Origin of the sequence: Cellulophaga sp. (assembly GCF_039943695.1) — a bacterium.
Classification (GTDB): domain Bacteria; phylum Bacteroidota; class Bacteroidia; order Flavobacteriales; family Flavobacteriaceae; genus Cellulophaga.
The window spans coordinates 1-19,296 of sequence record NZ_JBDVAA010000025.1 but is presented as its reverse complement, the minus strand read 5'-3'; the positions used below and the strand labels follow the sequence as shown (position 1 = coordinate 19,296).

The following is a 19,296-nucleotide window of genomic DNA, read 5'->3' as shown; positions in this document are numbered from 1 at the left end:
CGTATTTAAAGCATCAAACTATAATTAAAGACATATGTTTTTAGGTAGATAAAAATTATTTTGGGATAACGCCCTTTATTTATAACTTCCGTAGGTTAAAAACAAAGACTAATTAAGAGAACAAAACCTAACGAACTAAAACCTAAAAAATGAAAAAAATTTTATCTTTTTGCTTTTTGCTATCTGGTGCATTAAGCTGGGCGCAACCTGCGGCAACTCCCCAGAATGTTGTAGTAAGTGCACTTAAGCAAAAGAAACAAATGCAAGAATCTTCTATAGTTAAAAACATTGCATTTACAAATATTGGTCCTACGGTTATGAGCGGGCGTATTGTAGACGTTTCTGTAAACCCAGACAAGCCAACAGAGTTTTATGCGGCATATGCTTCTGGCGGTTTGTGGTATACAAATAATAATGGCACAACTTTTACTCCGGTTATGGATAATGCAAGTACTCAGAATATTGGAGATATTGCCGTAGACTGGCAAACAGGGGTAATTTGGGTTGGTACAGGGGAAAATAACTCTTCTAGATCTTCTTATGCTGGTGTTGGTTTGTTAAAGTCTACAGATAAAGGCAAAACGTGGCAAAATATGGGCTTGGTAGATGCTCATCATATTGGCAGAATTTTAATTAATCCAAAAAATAGTAATGAAGTTGTTGTTGGAGCAACAGGTCATTTGTATTCTGCTAATAAAGAACGTGGAATATACAAGACTATAGATGGTGGTAAAACTTGGAAAAAAACACTTTTTGTAAATGATGTTACTGGTATTATAGACATTGCTATGGTGCCAACAAACTTTAGTGTGCAATACGCAGCTGCTTGGGAAAAAGACCGTAAAGCTTGGAACTTTTCTGGTAACGGATCAAACTCTGCCATATACAAAAGTGTTGACGGTGGTAGTAGCTGGACCAAAATTACAACTAAAGAAAGTGGTTTTCCTGTTGGCGAAGGTGTAGGTAGAATTGGACTAGCTGTTTTTGATGAAAATACTGTTTATGCTGTGCACGATAGTCAGTTTAGAAGACCTGCCGTGGCTAAAAAGAAAAATGCATCTAATGATTTAGTGAAAGATGATTTTAAAACAATGTCTACTAAGGAGTTTTTAGCATTGTCAGATTCTAAACTTAATAACTTTTTAAAGACAAATGGTTTTCATGAAAAACATAGAGCGCCAAACGTTAAGCAAATGGTGCGTGTTGGTACAGTAAAACCTATAGATATTGCTAAGTATTTAGAAGATGCTAATTCTATGTTGTTTGATACTCCTGTTGTTGGCGCAGAAGTTTTTAGAAGTGATGACTCAGGAAAAACCTGGAAAAAAACAAATACGGAGCATATAGATAATTTATTTTATAGTTATGGATATTATTTTGCTCAAATTAGGGTTCATCCTAAAAATAAAGATGAGATTTACTTAGCTGGTGTGCCTTTAATTAAATCTAATGATGGTGGTAAAACTTTTAATAATATAGATGGTGCCAATGTGCACTCAGATCATCATGCTTTATGGATTAACCCAGATTTAAAAGGGCATTTAATTAATGGTAATGATGGTGGTATAAACATATCTTACGATGATGGTAAAAGCTGGATTAAAAATAATTCACCAGCTGTTGGTCAGTTTTACGCTATAAACGTAGATGATGAAAAACCATACAATGTGTATGGTGGTTTACAAGATAATGGTGTTTGGGTTGGAGCAAATAATGCCAGAGAAAGTGTTAGGTGGCACCAAACAGGTCATTACCCTTGGAAAAGTTTAATGGGTGGCGATGGTATGCAGGTACAAGTAGATAGCAGAAATGCAAATATTGTGTATACAGGTTTTCAATTTGGAAACTATTTTAGAATAGATAGGGAAAACGATTCTCAAAAATACATTCAGCCTAAGCATAATTTAGGTGAAAGCCCATATCGCTTTAACTGGCAAACACCAATTTTACTATCTTCTCATAATCAGGATATTTTGTATTTAGGAGGTAATAAGTTACACCGTTCATTTAATAAGGGCGATAACTGGGAAACTATTTCTAGTGACTTAACTAATGGTGGTAAAAAAGGAAATGTTGCTTATGGTACGTTAACTACAATATCAGAATCTCCTTTTAAGTTTGGAGTATTATATACTGGTAGTGATGATGGTGCAATACAACTTACTAAAAATGGAGGAGCATCTTGGGAAAAAATAAGTGATAACCTTAATAATGATGAGCTTTGGGTTTCTAGAGTTGTAGCTTCTGCACACAAACAAGAGCGTGTATATGTAACTTTAAATGGGTATAGGTGGGACGATTATACGCCGTATGTTTACCTAAGTAATGATTATGGAAAAAGTTGGAAGAACATTGGTAAAAACATACCAGCATCTCCTGTAAATGTAATTATTGAAGATCCTGTAAATGAAAACTTATTGTTTGTTGGTACAGATAACGGTTTGTATGTTACTTTTAATATGGGAGAAACATGGGAATTGTTTACTAATGGTATGCCGGCAGTTGCAGTGCATGATTTGGTAATACAGCCTACAGCTAAAGATTTATTGGTAGGTACGCACGGTAGAAGTATATATAAGGCAAATATTGCTAAGTTGCAAAAAATGACTCCTGCAATGTTGTCTAATAAGTTGCACTTGTTTAAACCAGAAAGTATTAAGTTTTCAGGTAGATGGGGTAATGCTCCTTCAACAAGGTTTAGACCAAATACGCCAGGGGTAGATGTTAATTTTTACGCAGCTAAAAGCGGTAGTTTTAAAGCTCGTATTTTAACTATGAATAACATAGAAGTTAGTGCTGTTACTGTAGATGGTGAAAAAGGATTTAATGTGCTTTCTTACGATGTTGCTTTTTCTAAGACGGGAAAATCAAACTACTTAAAAAAGAATAAAGCACAATTAACACAGGCTAAAGACGGTAAAACGTATTTGCCAAAAGGAACTTATAAAATTGAATTATCTGGTAATGGCGGATCGGCATCTACCTCTTTTGAAATAAAATAAAATACCAATTGTTATATTTTTAAAAAGCCAAGATAAATTTCTTGGCTTTTTTATGTTAAAAAAGGTGTAAAATGAGAGGTGTAATTTTTTAAAGCATTAATTTTGCACCTCTTTATTTTATTAACTTTATAACAGAAAATGCGTATATTTTTTTTACTATTCTTCATTGTAAGTTCAGTTGCTTCACATGGTCAAGAGGCTGTTGCCATAAGCTCAGATTCTAAAAAAGGAAAACTGTATTTATATTGGGGTTGGAATAAGTCGGAGTACACATCTTCTGACATCGAATTTAAAGGAAGTGATCATAATTTTGTTTTAAATAACGTAAAAGCCAAGGACGAAGATTTGGAATGGAAAGTTGGCAAGCACTTAAACCCAAGTAGGTTAACTATTCCTCAATTTAATTTTAGGGTAGGGTATTTTTTAAATGACCATTGGGATGTTTCTATTGGTACAGACCATATGAAATATATTGTTAGAGATTTGCAAACAGTGAAAATATCTGGCTATATAGAAAACACAGGAACTGCTTATGATGGTGTCTATGATAATGATGATATTGTGATAGATGGTGAGAGTTTTTTAAGTCTTGAGCACACAGATGGTTTAAATTATGTAAATGTAGCTTTAAGAAGAAACGATGCTATTGCAAATTTAGGAGGTATTATAGATCTTAATATGCTTGTAGGTGTTAATGCAGGTGTTGTAATACCAAAAACAAACTCTAATTTTTTAAACAGAGGAAGAAACGATGAATTTCATTTGTCTGGTTATGGACTTGGTGCAACAGCTGGTTTAAACCTTACTTTTTTTGATGTATTCTTTATTCAATCTGAGCTAAAAGGTGGTTATATAAATTTGCCTAGTATTGTAACAACACCTAATGATTCTGACCGTGGAAAACAAAGTTTTGGCTTTTCACAATGGAACATTGTTTTTGGTGGCTACTTAAACTTAAATAAAAAGCAAAAAACCAAAAACTAATTTAGTTTTTGGTTTTTTTTAATTCTTTTCTGCAACTGAATTGTCGGTTAGTGTATGCATAAATGCAATTAAGTCTTTTTGCTCGCTTTCTAATAAATTAAGCTCATCAAAAGGTAGTGTTTGGTGCTCTAAAGAAAAACCTAAACCTGCTCCTCCTCCTAAATTGTAGAAATTTACAACTTCTTCTAAAGTATTGTAAATACCATTGTGCATATATGGTGCTGTTAGTGTAATGTTTCTAATAGTTGGTGTTTTAAACATTTTGTCATGTATGTCTTCTTCAAATACCCAATAAAATCCTCTGTCGTTATCTAAAGCTTTGTTTTTGCTTGTTTTTGGCACGCCAATAACTTCTTTTTCGGTTTCTTTATAAAAAGGCGGTACTGTGCCGTTTGTTAGTGGTACAAAATGGCAAGTTGCGCATAAAGCTTTTCCCATAAATAAATTAAAACCATTTTTTTCTTGAGTGGTAAAATTGCTTGTTTCGCCACGCATATCTTTATCAAACCTAGAATTAAAACCAATTAGTGTAGATACATAAACAGATATTGCTCTTACTGTTTCTCGATTACTATTGGGTACAACGCCAAAAACATTTTTAAATAATTTAGAGTAAGTGGTGTCTTTTAGTATGTTTCCAGAAAAACGATGCACATCTGTATTAAACTCTTTGTCGTTTTTAAAAACAGCGCTAATTTGGTCATCTATTGTATTTGCTCTACCGTCCCAAAAAAAAGCTTTTTGATATATACTGTTTAATAAAGTAGGGGTGTTTCTTTGTAATAAAGCTTTGTTGTTGTCATTGCCTAAAGATAAGCCATCTGCATAACCTTTGCTTGGTAGGTGACAGGTAGCACATGACATTGTTTGATTATTAGATAAGTTTTTATCAAAAAATAACTTTTTACCTAGTGCAATTTTTTCTTCAGACGGATTTCTATCATTCACATCTAAAAAGTAATTGGTATTAAAGCTGTCTTCTTCAAAAAAAGTTGGAGCATCAAAATTAAAAGGATAAGCATTTGTTTTTCCGTCCCAAAGTTCTGATGTTTTTCTTATTTCTACCCAGTTTCTAGTAATTGGATTAAGATAGTCCCTTATAAACGTGTATCTATCAAATAAGGCAAAGTCAGTATTTTTATTAATATATTTTACCGCCCTTTGTATGTTTTTTGAAAAATCACGATCTAGCTGCTCATTGTTAGATATAATTAAGTCTTGCAATGATAATTGATATACTTTATGTAAGCTTTTTAAAGAAACTGCAGTCTCGGTTATACTTTGCCCTGTAACAGGAGTGTCAAAACCTGCTAATGCCAAACTAACAATACGCATTAATTGTTGGTGTGTGCCAATAAAAAAACGTTTAGGTGTTAATTCTCTTTTTTTAATATTTTCTTTTAAGTTGTTTAAAAAGCCTTTTTGGTAATAGAGTTCTCTTAAAAAGTCTTTTTGGTTGCCTTCTTCAGTAAATAAAGATTCTTCAATTTTTTGTAAGCCAATAGGGGCAACTATTCTGCCACTATCATCATTATAAATTGGTAAAGCAGGGCCATTGGCTTTATGTGTTACAGACGAATTTAAAACACCTGCGTAGGGTTCTGCTTTTTTAAAAGCTAATCGTAGTTTAAAAAATAAAGGCTTTGCAATTGAGTCATCAATCTTTAATGTGTTTAAAGAGTCTATTAAATTTGTGGCTAATGTCATTTGCTCCAAGTAATATTCTTGGGCCGGCTGCCAGTTCACATCTTCCGGTGTTGTGGTTTTGGTATAACTTTGTTTCTGCTTGCAAGAGGAGATTAGTAAAAATAGAACAGCTATAATTTTAAAACTGTGTTTAAGCATTTGTTGTGGTTTTATAGTAAAAAGTCCCTGTACCAGATGATACAGGGATCTTTTTAGTAAAAATATGTGTTGTTTTTATCTAGGTAACCCCTTTATTATTACAATTTGAGATCCTTCTAAGTAAGGTGTGTCTCCTAACCAAGGGTGTTGTAAAGATTGAGTTCCGCCGTCTACACCAGCAAAATCATTACTTTTCCAGTAGTGAGGCTGTAAGGCTAGCATAAATGTATCTGGTTCGCCTATTTTATCAGAGATATCTATTAAAGAACCAAATTCGCCACTTAAGCTAGTAGTTTTATCAATAGCTAAGTCGTTTCTAACAACTAATTCTAGTACTTTTTTAGAGTTGTTTCCTTCTAAATCTGACTGATAAATATAAGCAGCGTGTCCTCTGCTAAAAGAGTTAGGGTCTTCTTGTGTGTAAATATAGTTTTCTGTTACACAAATGTTGTCTGGGCTTTGTAGCATTGCTAAATTACCATCCATATTATTTGTATCTGTATTACCACTTATAACTTGCGTTAATTTACCTTCTAATGGGTTAGTTGGGTCTAGTTCTAACTTGTAAACTGTACCCCAATCGTTATATGTGCCTCTTCCTGGTCCACGGCCTGTAACTGCAAAATATACGTTTCTAGCATTTGCATCACTTCCTTTTTGGTAATCTACGTCTTCAACTCTCATAAACTGAGATGCAAAAACGTCATTACAAGCTGTTTCCATTTCATCAATAGTTAAGCTCGAACCGTTTACTATTTCAACAAATTCTACATCATACGTTTCTTGAAAATCTAGGTTGCCCTCGTTGTATTGCGTATTTGCTGCTACATCCATAACGGCACCAGCGCCATCTGACACTTGCTTTAAGCGTAAAACATATATTTTACCTCCTGTTAAATCTGCATCACCGGCAGTAGAATGGTACATAATAACCTGACCTTCAGAACCAGAAGAATCATCATCGCCACCAACTATTACAGTTTGCCCTGCGTATGCACCTTGTGGTAATGGTGTAGCATTTTCCCAAGCAAATTCACCCAATGCATCTAAGCCAAAATCAGCAGTTGGTGTAGGGGTTTCTATTAGTGGGTCTATTCCTTTTACATCAAAATTAAAAGCTTCGGATGCAGATAAAAACAAATCTTTTGTGCCTCCGTGAATTTCCTTTTCCCACATTGTGCCAGAACACTGGCGAGCAAAATCTGCAACGCTAGAGTTTAGTAAATATGTAGCATCTGTAATATTAAACTGTTTATCTAAAGATAGTCTTGCAACAGCAAAATGATCTTCAAAATTTACAACATACTCATATCCTTCTCCGTTTTTAATTAGTCCGGCACCATCTGCGCCCCCACCAATTCTAAAGTCTGTTCCGTTAAAATTTAACACATCACTAGAGCTTACTAAGGAGTATGCTTCTACAAAGTTAAATTGTCCATCTAGGGCAATTAATGGCTTCATATTAGATTTGTTTTCAAATATAGATGCAGTAGGTGTAAAGTCTTCACCATCTTCTCCGTCCTGACCGTTAATTCCGTCAATACCATCTTTTCCGTTTGTTCCGTCAATTCCGTCCTCAGGATCGCAGCTAATAATACTTGCTCCTATTAAGGAAAATGCAAATGCCCTAACTAATAATTTTTTGTACATTTTTAAAGTGTTGTTGGTTATTATTTCTCGAGGGCAAAACTATTATACAACGCAACCAATATTGTTAAATCATTATGGTGTTTGTATTACCTTAATTTTGTCTTTACGTTAACACTTTAAGTAAAGGTTATTAATTGTAATTATTCTTAATAACATATGTTCGTTAACAAACCAACTAGTTTGTTTGTTGTTTTGATATATTTTGACTGAGGAGATATAACCTGTGGGAATACAGTTTAAGATCGATAAAATACACGTTTTAAATTGATGAAGCTTGAATTAATTGCATAAGTAGACTGATTAGTTTGTAAAAACGAAATTAAAAAATTGAAGATGTTGGCGTTAAAATTGAAGAATTAGCCCTAATTAAGCTAATTCTCCTATGTGAAAAAGGGCTTCCCCTTGGTTAACTACAGCTTGGTGATTAATACAAAAAACACAACCAGTAAATGGTGCTTTTATTTCTTTATTTCGTTTAGAAAAAGCATCGGTAACAATGCCAATAACAGCTCCTTTTTTTATGTCGCTGCCATTTTTAATTTTTGGTAAAAACATTCCGGCTGTTGGTGCACGTAACCATTTTCTGTTGGTTAAATAAACTGTTTCTTCTTTTTCTGCTATTAATGCTTCTGGTTTATTTAGCATATTAAAGTGATGCAGAATATTTAAAATACCTTGTACACCTTGTTGAATAGAATATTCATCTATACGCATACTTTCACCGGCTTCATATACAATAGTTGGTATCCCTTTTGTAAAAGCCGTTTTTCTAAAAGATTTAGGTATAAGGTCTGATGAAAATGTAAAAGGAGCATTAAAAATAGTGGCTAACTTTTTACTGTTTGTATCTGCTGCGGTATATCTTGTTTGGGGATAATTAGACCTTCTGCCACCACCTGTGTGTAAATCCACACCAAAATCTATCTGAGGAAAAATTTCTCTAGAAAAATGATATGCAATTCTGCTTGCTAATGAGCCCGATTTTGAGCCAGGAAAACTTCTGTTTACATCTTTACCGTCTGGTAGCTCTCTAGAAAAATGTATAAATCCAAAAATATTTAAAATTGGTACAGCAATAATGCTCCCTTTGTCAACATTAAAATACTTTTTGTCTAGCATTCTGCGTACTATTTCTATGCCGTTAATTTCGTCGCCATGTAAACCAGCTTGCACCAATAAAGTTGGTCCCGGATTTTTAGAGTTAAATACGTAAATAGGAATATCTATAATTGTACCTGTTGGTAGTCTATCTATCTTTATGCTTACCAGTTTCTCTTGTCCAGGTTTAACACTTTCTGTGCCAATAGTAATGGTTTTATTTTCTTCTTTTAAATGCATTTTTCTCTACGTATTCTATAATTTTCTCTGCAACGTTAACTCCTGTGGCACTTTCTATACCTTCTAAGCCAGGTGATGCATTTACCTCTATTAACAAAGGACCGTTTTTAGATCGTATTAAATCTACGCCAGCAACTCCTAAATCTAATTGTTTAACTGCTCTAAGTGCTATTTTGCATTCAAAAGCTGTTGGCTCTATCATTTGTGCAGTTGCACCTCTGTGTACATTAGACCTAAACTCACCTGCCTCGCTAGTTCTTTTCATACTAGCAACAATTTTGTTGCCTACAACAAAAATGCGAATATCTTCTCCGTTAGATTCTGCTATAAACTTCTGAATTAGAATACTCGTATCCATCTTGTAAAACGTATCTATAATAGACTTGGCAGATTTTTTAGTCTCTGCTAATATTACACCAAGACCTTGTGTGCCTTCTTGCAGTTTAATAATTACGGGTGTTCCTCCAAGTAATGCTATTTGAGATTCTATGTTATTTGGATTTATAGAAAACAATGTTTCTGGAATAGGAACACCACATCTAGACATAATTTGTAATGTTTTTACTTTATTACGGGCTTTTATAATGCTTAAGGATTTTACAGTGGTAAAAACACCATTTAACTCAAACTCTCTAACAACAGCAGCACCGTGTCTTGTTACCTTGTTTCCTATTCTAGGAATTATAGCATCAAACTCATTTGTAATGTCTTCTTCATTAAGGTATACTTTGGGTGTATCTGCACCAAGTTTAACAGAGCACTTAGTGTGGTCTATTAACTCTATGTAATGCCCTCTTTTTTCTGCTTCTTGTGCAATTCTACGGGTAGAATATACTGCCATACTAACAGAAAGTAGCCCAATGTCCATCTTTTAGATCTTAATAATTTTCTATGAATATCGGTCAAAAATAATAATTAAGAGAATTGTTACTCTAACTTTCTTTAAATTAATTCTAAATATGCTACATAATCAGGGCAAAGTTTGTTGATAACTTAATTGCGTCGTAAATTTGTAGAACAAAAACTAACAACAAATGAGCGGATTTTTTAAATCTTCAATTGGTAGAAAGTATGCAATGGCACTTTCTGCTTTATTTTTAATGTTTTTTCTACTTCAGCACTTTGCTATTAACATTTTATCGGTATTTAGTCCAAACGCATTTAATGAGGCTTCTCATTTTATGGGTACTTTTTGGGCTGTGCAGTATTTATTACAGCCGATTTTAATTTTTGGAGTAATGTATCATTTTATAATGGGCTTTATTCTTGAATTTAAAAATAGACAAGCAAGAGTAGTAAAATATGCTAAAAATAATGGAGCAGCTAATTCTAGCTGGATGAGTAGGAATATGATTTATAGCGGTTTGGCTATACTAGGTTTCTTGGTGCTTCACTTTATTGATTTCTGGTTACCAGAAATAGACACAAAATACATCCAAGGCGATATGTCTGGATTATTAGCAGATGGCGAAGGCTTTCGTTATTACGAAGAGCTAACGCACAAGTTTGTTAACCCATTAAGAGTTGGCGCTTATGTTTTGGCATTTGTGTTTTTATCTTTACACCTTATGCACGGATTTAGTTCTGCGTTTCAATCTTCTGGAGTTAGCTCTATGAGAAAACAAAAGCTTCAGGCTTTTGGTAAGGCTTATGCTATAATACTTCCTTTAGGATTTATTTTTATAGCCCTTTTTCATTATTTTAATCATTAATAATATAGTATCATATGTCTGTATTAGATTCTAAAGTACCTAAAGGCCCTCTTAAAACTAAGTGGACCGATTATAAAAACCATATAGATTTAGTTAACCCGGCTAACAAACGTAACATAGATGTTATTGTTGTTGGTACTGGTTTGGCAGGTGGTTCTGCTGCTGCTACATTAGCAGAGTTAGGTTACAATGTAAAAACATTTTGCTACCAAGATTCTCCGCGTAGAGCACACTCTATTGCGGCACAAGGTGGTATAAATGCAGCAAAAAATTACCAAGGAGATGGAGATTCTACTTACCGTTTGTTTTATGACACGGTTAAAGGAGGGGATTACCGTTCTCGTGAGGCAAACGTTTATCGTTTGGCTGAGGTTTCTGCCAATATTATAGATCAGTGTGTAGCACAAGGGGTTCCCTTTGCACGTGATTACGGCGGATTATTAGATAACCGTTCTTTTGGAGGAGTATTAGTTTCTAGAACTTTTTATGCTAAAGGACAAACAGGACAACAGTTATTATTAGGAGCATATTCTGCAATGAACAGACAAATTGCACGTGGTAAAATTACACCGTTCAATCGTCATGAAATGTTAGATGTTGTAAAAATAGATGGTAAAGCGCGTGGTATTATTGCTCGTAACTTAGTTACAGGAGAAATAGAACGTCATTCTGCACACGCAGTTGTAATTGCTTCTGGTGGTTATGGTAACGTTTATTTCTTGTCTACAAATGCAATGGGTTCTAATGCAACTGCTGCTTGGAAAATACATAAAAAGGGAGCATTTTTTGCAAACCCTTGTTATACTCAAATTCACCCAACGTGTATTCCACGTTCAGGAGACTATCAATCTAAATTAACATTGATGTCAGAATCTTTGCGTAATGATGGTCGTATTTGGGTTCCTAAAAATATGGATGATGTTTTAGCAATTCGTGAAGGCAAGAAAAAGCCGACCGATTTGTCTGAAGATGAAAGAGATTATTACTTAGAAAGAAGGTATCCTGCATTTGGTAACTTGGTACCGCGTGATGTTGCATCTAGAGCAGCAAAAGAACGTTGTGATGCTGGTTACGGTGTTAATGCAACTGGTGAAGCTGTTTATTTAGATTTTGCTTCTGCTATTGAAAGATATGGTAAAGAGCAGGCTAAAATTCATAATATAGCTAATGCTTCTGCAGATAAGATATATGAGTTAGGTGCTGCAATAGTTAAGGCTAAATACGGTAACCTTTTTCAGATGTATGAGAAAATTGTAGATCAAGATCCTTATAAAACTCCAATGATGATATACCCAGCGGTACATTATACAATGGGTGGTGTATGGGTAGATTATAACTTAATGACTACTGTAGACGGTTTATACTGTATTGGTGAAGCAAACTTCTCTGATCACGGAGCAAACAGATTAGGAGCTTCTGCTTTAATGCAAGGTTTAGCAGATGGTTATTTTGTTTTGCCTTATACAATTGGAGATTATCTTTCTCACGAAATTAGAACAGGTAAAATTCCTACTGATACACCAGAGTTTGATGCTGCTGAAAAGGAAGTGACAGATAAAATTAACTTCTTTGTAAATAATAAAGGATCTCATTCTGTAGATTATTACCATAAGAAATTAGGTAATATTATGTGGGAGAAATGTGGTATGTCTCGTAACGCACAAGGGTTAAGAGAGGCAATGGTAGAGATTAAAGAATTACGTGAAGATTTTTACAAAAACGTTAGTGTTCCAGGTAATGCAAATGAATTAAATAGCGAATTGGAGAAGGCTGGTCGTGTAGCAGATTTCTTAGAGCTAGGAGAGTTGTTTGCAAAAGATGCTTTGGAAAGAGAAGAGTCTTGTGGTGGTCACTTTAGAGAAGAGTCTGTAGAGTTAGATGGTGAGCAAAAGGGTGAAGCTAAGCGTAATGATAAAGAGTTTGCTTTTGTTTCTGCTTGGGAATATAAAGGAGAACCTGGAGATGCTATTTTACACAAAGAAGACCTTGAGTTTAACGAAATTGAATTAAAACAACGTTCATACAAATAAGATAGACATTATGAATTTAACACTTAAAATTTGGCGTCAAAAAGATGCTCAATCTAAAGGTCAGATGGTCGATTATAAAGTGACTGAGATCTCAGAACATATGTCTTTCTTAGAAATGATGGATGTTTTAAACGAACAGTTAATTAACTCTGGTGAGGAGCCAGTAGCTTTTGATCATGATTGTCGCGAAGGTATTTGCGGTATGTGCTCTATGTACATTAATGGTGAAGCTCACGGACCAGATAGAGGGGTAACTACTTGTCAATTACACATGCGTATGTTTAAAGATGGTGATACTATTACAATAGAGCCATTTAGAGCAGCTGCATTTCCTGTATTAAAGGATTTAGTTGTAGATAGAGGTGCTTTTGATCGTATACAACACGCAGGTGGTTATATATCCGTAAACACTTCTGGTAATACACAAGATGCTAACGCAATTCCTATTTCTAAGCACGCTGCAGATGAAGCTATGGATGCTGCAACTTGTATTGGGTGTGGTGCTTGTGTTGCAAGTTGTAAAAACTCTTCGGCTATGTTGTTTGTAGGAGCTAAAGTATCTCAGTATGCTTTATTGCCACAAGGACAAGTAGAAGCAACAGACCGTGTTAAAAATATGGTTGCTCAAATGGATTTAGAAGGTTTTGGTAACTGTACTAATACAGGTGCTTGTGAGGTAGAATGTCCTAAAGGAATTTCTTTAGAGAACATTGCACGTATGAACCGTGAATTTTTATCTGCAAACATTAAAGGATAAGCTAAAATAAGTTACAGTGTAACTATTTACATAAAATTAAAAATCCCAAGTTGTATGTACAGCTTGGGATTTTTTATGTTTTGCTTTTTAATCGGCGTAATTGGGAATGTAAGTACTGCCTGTTACAATAGCTTTTAAATCCTTTTCTAGGCTTATTACGGGCGATTCTACTATTCGGTTAACTTCCTTATTATTTTTGTATAAAATAAACGTGGGAACGTGTGTAATGTTTAATCCTTTTTCTTCTCCTCCAGGACTTTTTTTGTAGTTATTTTTTGCATTGTCTACAGCCACTATGCTAAAATTTTCCATTGGAAAGTTAGCGGCTTCTAGTATTTTATAAAAAGGAGGTGTTTCTCTTTTGCTATCTCCGCACCAAGTGCCCATAAAAGCAACTATTTTGTATTCTTTTAAATCTTTTTTTATTGTGTTTAGTGTTTTTGTGTCTACCTTGTAGTCATTATAATTAGGTGTAAACCAATTTGCAAATGAGTTTTGTGTTAAATCAGACTTGCTAATTTTGCCTAGTAAGCGTTCTCTGTTGTTGTGGTCTTTTGGAATTTGTGCAGAAACAGATGTAACAAATAAGAGAAGTGCTAGCATTAGTGTTGTGTGTGTGATTTTTTTCATTTTAACTGAATTTTATACTAAGTTATATCCTCTAGGTAACATAATCAAGCGTTTTAAGGCTATTTTGTGATGTAATTAAGTTTGTGTGTGTAGTAAAGGTAGGTAATTCTTATTTCTCTTTATATTGAAGGTAGTAAAAGGGTGTATTGTCTTTTTATTGTAAAAAATCTATTATTGAAAACTGTTTTAAAATAGAAAAGGAGCGGCATTTTAAATGCAGCTCCTTTTAATGTCTTTGCTTTAAACTCATTTATGATATCATAAATAGTTTTTTTGTTAGGCTAATAATTCCAGAAAAAAAGTTCTTCTTGTAAATTACTTTCTGTGTTGTAGGATAAATTTGGGTACTCATAGTTATATTGTTTAAAGTTGTAATTTAAGGTTAAGCTTTATAAAATGTAAATATATGTGCATACTTTAAAATTGTAAAACAATTGTTGTAAAATGGCTTTTTTTTGTTGCAAGCGCCTAGTTTTTTGTTTAAATATCCATCTCAGGAACATCGCCATTAATAATTAATGTTCCTTTTGTGGCTTTTTTAATTTCCTCTACAGACACCCCTGGTGCTCGTTCTAAAAGTAAAAAACCGTCTTTTGTAACCTCTAAAACGGCAAGGTTGGTTACTATCTTTTTTACACAACCAACGCCTGTTAATGGTAATGTACATTTGTCTAGTAATTTAGATTCGCCAGCGCGATTGGTGTGCATCATTGCAACAATAATATTTTCTGCAGAAGCAACTAAATCCATAGCGCCCCCCATACCTTTTACCATTTTACCTGGAATTTTCCAGTTGGCAATATCTCCGTTTTCAGAAACTTCCATAGCGCCTAAAATGGTAAGGTCTACGTGTTGTCCTCTTATCATTCCAAAACTAGTGGCAGAATCAAAAAAAGAAGCTCCAGGAAGCGTTGTAATGGTTTGTTTGCCGGCGTTAATAATATCGGCATCTTCTTCGCCTTCAAAAGGAAAAGGCCCCATGCCTAATACGCCATTTTCACTCTGGAACTCAACACTAATATCATTATTTACAAAATTGGCTACTAACGTTGGTATGCCAATACCAAGATTTACATAAAACCCGTCTTGTACTTCCTTTGCTATACGTTTAGCTATTCCGTTTTTATCTAGCATAATAGTTACTATAAAATTGAATATTATTTAAGTTGATAAGCTACCTGCGTCTTATCATATATTTGTTAAAGGTGTTAGTTGCGCTACTTTCTACAGACATAAAAATTATGGGAATTCCAAATGCAACTGTTCCAATAGCTCCAAAAATAGACCATAAAATTATTGCGGTTATAAGACCAATTATAGCTCCTATAACAATTAACCTTTTGTCTTGTACTGCTGTAATTTTATTAATGTGTACTTTTTCCTTAGAGTTACAATTTTTACAATTGGTGTCAAAATTATCACCGATTTTCATATGCAGATCTCCTCTGGTTGCTATTACTGGTGTGTAGTAATTTGTTGCTTTGCAAGAAGGACATCTATACGATAGTTTCATAAGCAATTTTTGTATTACTCTCTAGCTCTAACAGTACGTTGTTCTATTCTTTTTTGATAGTCTTTTCCTTGAAAAATTCGTTGCACAAATATACCAGGAACGTGAATTTCATTAGGGTCTAAACTTCCTGCTGGAAGTAACTCTTCAACCTCTGCAACAGTTATTGTAGCTGCGCCACACATTACTGCATTAAAGTTACGAGCAGTTCCTTTAAATATAAGGTTCCCAGCTTCATCACCTTTCCAAGCTTTTACAAAAGCAAAGTCTGCTTTAGCGGCTTCCTCTAAAACATACATTTTGCCGTTAAACTCTCTTGTTTCTTTCCCTTCTGCTACTTCTGTACCGTAGCCAGCAGGAGTATAAAATGCAGGGAAGCCAGATTGCGCAGCTCTGCATTTTTCTGCTAAGGTGCCTTGTGGTGTTAATTCTACTTCTAACTCACCGCTTAGCATTTGTCTTTCAAACTCATCATTTTCACCTACATATGAAGATACCATTTTTTTTACTTGACGTTTTTGAAGTAATAAACCAAGACCAAAATCATCTACACCTGCATTGTTAGATATACAAGTTATGCCTGTAACATTCAGGTCAACCAATTCTGATATTGCGTTTTCTGGAATGCCGCATAAGCCAAAACCACCAACCATAAAAGTCATATTGTCTTTTACGCCTTTAAGTGCTTCTTTAACGTTTGCTACTGTTTTTCTAATCATTTTAAATAAGAATTAATTAAAAATCAAGATCTTCTAAATCGTCATCAACGCGCTGATCTTGTTGCATTTCTTTTCTAACCTTAGCACAATCTACATTAATAGACAGGTTTTTGGGTTTGGTGAATGCTTTGTCTGATATGCCTAAATCTTTGTTTGCATAATTTGCTTTCATATACATTCCCCATATTGGTAAGGCCATAGTAGCTCCTTGTCCATATTTAATGCCTTTAAAGTGCGTTGCTCTATCTTCACCACCAACCCAAACTCCAGTAACTAGGTTTGGCACCATACCCATAAACCAACCATCACTTTGGTTTTGTGTAGTTCCTGTTTTACCAGCTATAGGATTGCTAAGTTTATAAGGGTGGCCAGTCATAACTTCTTCGTAAAATTTTGCGTTTGAATGACCTGATCTAAGTCTGGCTCCAGAGCCTTCGTTGGTTACACCTTCCATTAGGTTTACAACGGCATAGGCAACATCTTTGCTCATAACGTCTTTTGTTTGTGGGGTGTATTCATATAAAACAGTGCCGTTTTTATCTTCAATTCTTGTAACCATTACTGGTTTTACATAAACACCTTGGTTTGCAAAAGCACCATATGCGCCAACCATTTCATAAACACTCATATCTGCGGTACCTAGAGCAATAGATGGTACTTCTGGCAATTCTTTAGTAATACCTAATTTTTTTGCCATTTGGACTACAGGAACAGGGCCAACTTCATCTATTAGTTTTGCTGTAACAGAGTTTACGGAATTTGCTAGAGCTTTTTTAAGTGTCATCATTTCTCCAGAATACTTACCATTTGAATTTTTAGGGCACCAAGCATCTGTATTGCCGTGCTTGCCAGCAGCAATACAATGTTGTGTATCCATAATAGAATCACAAGGAGATAAACGCAATTGGTCTATAGCGGCAGCATAAACAAATGGTTTAAATGTAGAACCTGCTTGCCTAGATCCACTATACACATTGTCATACTGAAAATACTTGTAATTTATACCGCCAACCCAAGCTTTAACATGTCCTGTTTGTGGTTCCATAGACATCATTGCTGTTCTTAAAAAAGATTTGTGATACCTAACAGAGTCTAAAGGAGACATTACTGTGTCTTTGTTTTTTGTTTTGCTTGTCCAGCTAAAAACCTTCATTGGAATTGGCTTTTCAAAAATGGCTCTCATTTCTTTTTCAGATTTGCCATTTCTTTTCATAGCTCTCCATCGGTCAGAAGATTTCATGCCTCGTTCTAAAATCCTATTAATTTCGCTCTTATTTAGGTCTAAAAACGGAGCATTTTTATTGCGTTCAGGTGTGTTTTGAACAAAAAACTCAGCCTGTAGTTTTGTCATATGTTTTTCTACAGCTACTTCTGCATTTTTTTGCATTCTAGAATCAATAGTAGTGTAGATTTTTAATCCGTCTAAATACAGATTCCATTTTTCTCTTTCTCCTTTTAAAGCTGGTTTAGGGTTTTTCTTCGCCCAGTCGTTCATAAAACCTTGCAAGTACATTCTAAAATATGTGGCAAGACCTTCTTTGTGGTTTTCAGGAGAAAAGTTTAAGCTTAAAGGTATTTGTTGTAAAGAGTCTTTGTCTTTTTGGGTAATGTAGCCGTATTTAGCCATTTGTGCTAAAACTACATTTCTACGGTTTAAAGTTCCCTTTGGGTTTCTTTTAGGAGTAGGGTTGTATAAAGATGAATTTTTAAACATACCTACTAACATAGCAGATTCCTTAACATCTAAATCTTTAGGTTCTTTGCCAAAGTAAATACGAGAAGCAGAACGTATACCATCTGCATTGTTGCCAAAATCATAGATGTTAAAGTACATAGCTATAATTTCTTCTTTTGTGTATTGGCGTTCTAAACGAGTTGCAATAACCCATTCTTTGATTTTTTGAGTGTAACGTTGCCATCCTCTAGCAGCTAAGCCGGTAAATAATTGTTTAGCTAATTGTTGAGAAATGGTACTAGCTCCACCTTTTTTTCCTAAATAGAAAAATGCTCTTAAGGTACCACGTGCATCTATACCAGAATGTTCAAAATAACGAGCATCTTCAGTTGCAACTAGGGCATCTACCAAGTGTTTTGGTAATTGGTCATAAGCAACATCTGTTCTGTTATCATCTAAATAATACTTACCTAAAAGTTCTCCGTCAGAAGATATAATTTGACTAGCTAAATTTGTTTGTGGGTTTTCTAAACGTTCAAAATCTGGTAATTCTCCAAATGCACCCATAGATGCTAATAGAAATACTAGTACGGCAGAAACTATACCTACTACAAATAATATCCAAAACCATTTTACAAATTTTAAAAATGGTTTACTCTCTTTTTTCTTTACAGCCTTTGCCATTGCTATTCTTTAATTTTTTCTATTTGATACCCAACATCTGTGATGCCTTCTAAATTTGCTACGCCATTAACGCTTCCGTTTTTACGCATAGCTTGTGATATTTGTAATGTATATACGCCGTTTTCTGGAAAAACGATGTTTTCTTTAAGCCATAGTTTATTTTCTTTAACGCTGCCATTGCCTTTACCTAGCCATTCGCCGTTTGGTTGTGCCATTTGATACTCTAAAGTATCTTTTATAATGGTTCCATTTGGGAAACTTAATTCTGATATTAAAAATAAGTTACTGTAAGGAAATGTGTTGTCATTTCTTAGATTGATAAAAACATTATATCTGTTTATTGTATCTGGGGCACTAAAAGAAAAATCTACGGGTTCATCTTTATTCCAGACACCATTTTTGGTTGCCTTGTATTTGGTCTCTACAATATTAGAGTTGCAAGCTCCTAAGAGTACAAGTAAAAAAATGATAAAACTATTTCTTAGCATTTTTTGTGGGTCTTTTTTTGTTAGTGTTGTTGTTGCTATTTGGGTTATTGTTTTTTTTGTTTGCAACAGGTCTTTTTTTAGCCGGGCTTTTGGCGTTATTTTCCTTGTTGTTAGGGTTAGGCTTTGATTTTGGTTTTGGCCTTTTACCTTTAGGGTTGTTGTTGTTGTTGTTGTTGTTGTTGTTGTTGTTGTTGTTGTTGTTGTTGTTGTTGTTGTTGTTGTTGTTGTTGTTGTTGTTGTTGTTGTTGTTGTTGTTGTTGTTGTTGTTGTTG

The 19,296-nt window shown here is 34.4% G+C and carries 15 protein-coding genes and 1 pseudogene; 5 read left to right on the top strand and 11 right to left on the bottom strand.

The features are described 5' to 3' along the window. The first annotated feature begins 149 nt into the window (after positions 1-149). Both ABJD66_RS02085 and ABJD66_RS02080 read left to right on the top strand, forming a co-directional pair. On the top strand, positions 150-3,002 hold the full coding sequence (locus ABJD66_RS02085) for a glycosyl hydrolase (RefSeq protein ID WP_348127642.1): 2,853 nt from the start codon (positions 150-152) through the stop codon (positions 3,000-3,002). A 138-nt stretch (positions 3,003-3,140) separates the two neighbouring features. Next, on the top strand, positions 3,141-3,986 hold the full coding sequence (locus ABJD66_RS02080; RefSeq protein WP_348127639.1) for a hypothetical protein: 846 nt from the start codon (positions 3,141-3,143) through the stop codon (positions 3,984-3,986). A gap of 18 nt (positions 3,987-4,004) precedes the next feature. On the opposite strand, the gene ABJD66_RS02075 is transcribed toward ABJD66_RS02080, so the two are convergent. The 4 genes from ABJD66_RS02075 to ABJD66_RS02060 all read right to left on the bottom strand — a co-directional run bounded on the left by ABJD66_RS02075 (position 4,005) and on the right by ABJD66_RS02060 (position 9,687). Then, on the bottom strand, positions 4,005-5,831 hold the full coding sequence (locus tag ABJD66_RS02075) for a cytochrome c peroxidase (protein ID WP_348127636.1): 1,827 nt from the start codon (positions 5,829-5,831) through the stop codon (positions 4,005-4,007). A gap of 75 nt (positions 5,832-5,906) precedes the next feature. Then, entirely contained in the window at positions 5,907-7,481 is a 1,575-nt protein-coding gene (locus ABJD66_RS02070; RefSeq protein ID WP_348127633.1) for a hypothetical protein, read from the bottom strand. 366 nt (positions 7,482-7,847) lie between these two features. Further along, the gene (locus ABJD66_RS02065) at positions 7,848-8,819 is read right to left on the bottom strand and encodes a succinylglutamate desuccinylase/aspartoacylase family protein (protein WP_303539756.1); all 972 of its coding nucleotides are present in this window, start codon (positions 8,817-8,819) and stop codon (positions 7,848-7,850) included. Then, positions 8,797-9,687 carry a RimK family alpha-L-glutamate ligase gene (locus ABJD66_RS02060; protein ID WP_348127630.1) on the bottom strand — a complete coding sequence of 297 codons (891 nt, stop codon included), beginning with the start codon at positions 9,685-9,687 and terminating at the stop codon, positions 8,797-8,799. The genes ABJD66_RS02065 and ABJD66_RS02060 overlap by 23 nt, the downstream gene beginning before the upstream one ends. A 166-nt stretch (positions 9,688-9,853) precedes the next feature. Between ABJD66_RS02060 and ABJD66_RS02055 the strand changes: the two genes are divergently transcribed. Genes ABJD66_RS02055 through ABJD66_RS02045 form a run of 3 tightly spaced genes read left to right on the top strand, consistent with a single transcriptional unit; the run spans position 9,854 to position 13,318 of the window. Continuing rightward, positions 9,854-10,531, top strand: a complete 678-nt coding sequence (locus ABJD66_RS02055; protein WP_100894311.1) for a succinate dehydrogenase cytochrome b subunit — start codon at positions 9,854-9,856, stop codon at positions 10,529-10,531. A gap of 14 nt (positions 10,532-10,545) precedes the next feature. Then, on the top strand, positions 10,546-12,561 hold the full coding sequence (locus tag ABJD66_RS02050; RefSeq protein WP_100894310.1) for a fumarate reductase/succinate dehydrogenase flavoprotein subunit: 2,016 nt from the start codon (positions 10,546-10,548) through the stop codon (positions 12,559-12,561). Positions 12,562-12,571: 10 nt separating this feature from the next. After that, entirely contained in the window at positions 12,572-13,318 is a 747-nt protein-coding gene (locus ABJD66_RS02045; RefSeq protein WP_100894309.1) for a succinate dehydrogenase/fumarate reductase iron-sulfur subunit, read from the top strand. 87 nt (positions 13,319-13,405) lie between these two features. Here ABJD66_RS02045 and ABJD66_RS02040 read toward each other — a convergent pair whose 3' ends face one another. The 7 genes and pseudogenes from ABJD66_RS02040 to ABJD66_RS02010 form a co-directional block, all read right to left on the bottom strand. After that, positions 13,406-13,948, bottom strand: a complete 543-nt coding sequence (locus ABJD66_RS02040) for a thioredoxin family protein (RefSeq protein ID WP_348127625.1) — start codon at positions 13,946-13,948, stop codon at positions 13,406-13,408. Positions 13,949-14,428: 480 nt separating this feature from the next. After that, the gene (locus tag ABJD66_RS02035; protein ID WP_100894307.1) at positions 14,429-15,082 is read right to left on the bottom strand and encodes a 3-oxoacid CoA-transferase subunit B; all 654 of its coding nucleotides are present in this window, start codon (positions 15,080-15,082) and stop codon (positions 14,429-14,431) included. 40 nt (positions 15,083-15,122) lie between these two features. Beyond that, positions 15,123-15,461 (bottom strand): hypothetical protein, encoded by a 339-nt coding sequence (locus tag ABJD66_RS02030; RefSeq protein ID WP_100894306.1) that lies wholly within the window; start codon positions 15,459-15,461, stop codon positions 15,123-15,125. A gap of 14 nt (positions 15,462-15,475) precedes the next feature. Beyond that, a complete protein-coding gene (locus ABJD66_RS02025) occupies positions 15,476-16,177 on the bottom strand; it encodes a CoA transferase subunit A (RefSeq protein ID WP_348127620.1) in 702 nt (233 codons plus the stop codon). A 16-nt stretch (positions 16,178-16,193) separates the two neighbouring features. Beyond that, entirely contained in the window at positions 16,194-18,536 is a 2,343-nt protein-coding gene (locus tag ABJD66_RS02020) for a transglycosylase domain-containing protein (protein WP_303539770.1), read from the bottom strand. Between the two features lie 2 nt (positions 18,537-18,538). Next, the gene (locus tag ABJD66_RS02015) at positions 18,539-19,024 is read right to left on the bottom strand and encodes a gliding motility lipoprotein GldH (protein WP_348127616.1); all 486 of its coding nucleotides are present in this window, start codon (positions 19,022-19,024) and stop codon (positions 18,539-18,541) included. Next, positions 19,011-19,296: pseudogene (locus ABJD66_RS02010) on the bottom strand (hypothetical protein); the annotation flags it as partial. The pseudogene ABJD66_RS02010 and the gene ABJD66_RS02015, both read right to left, overlap by 14 nt.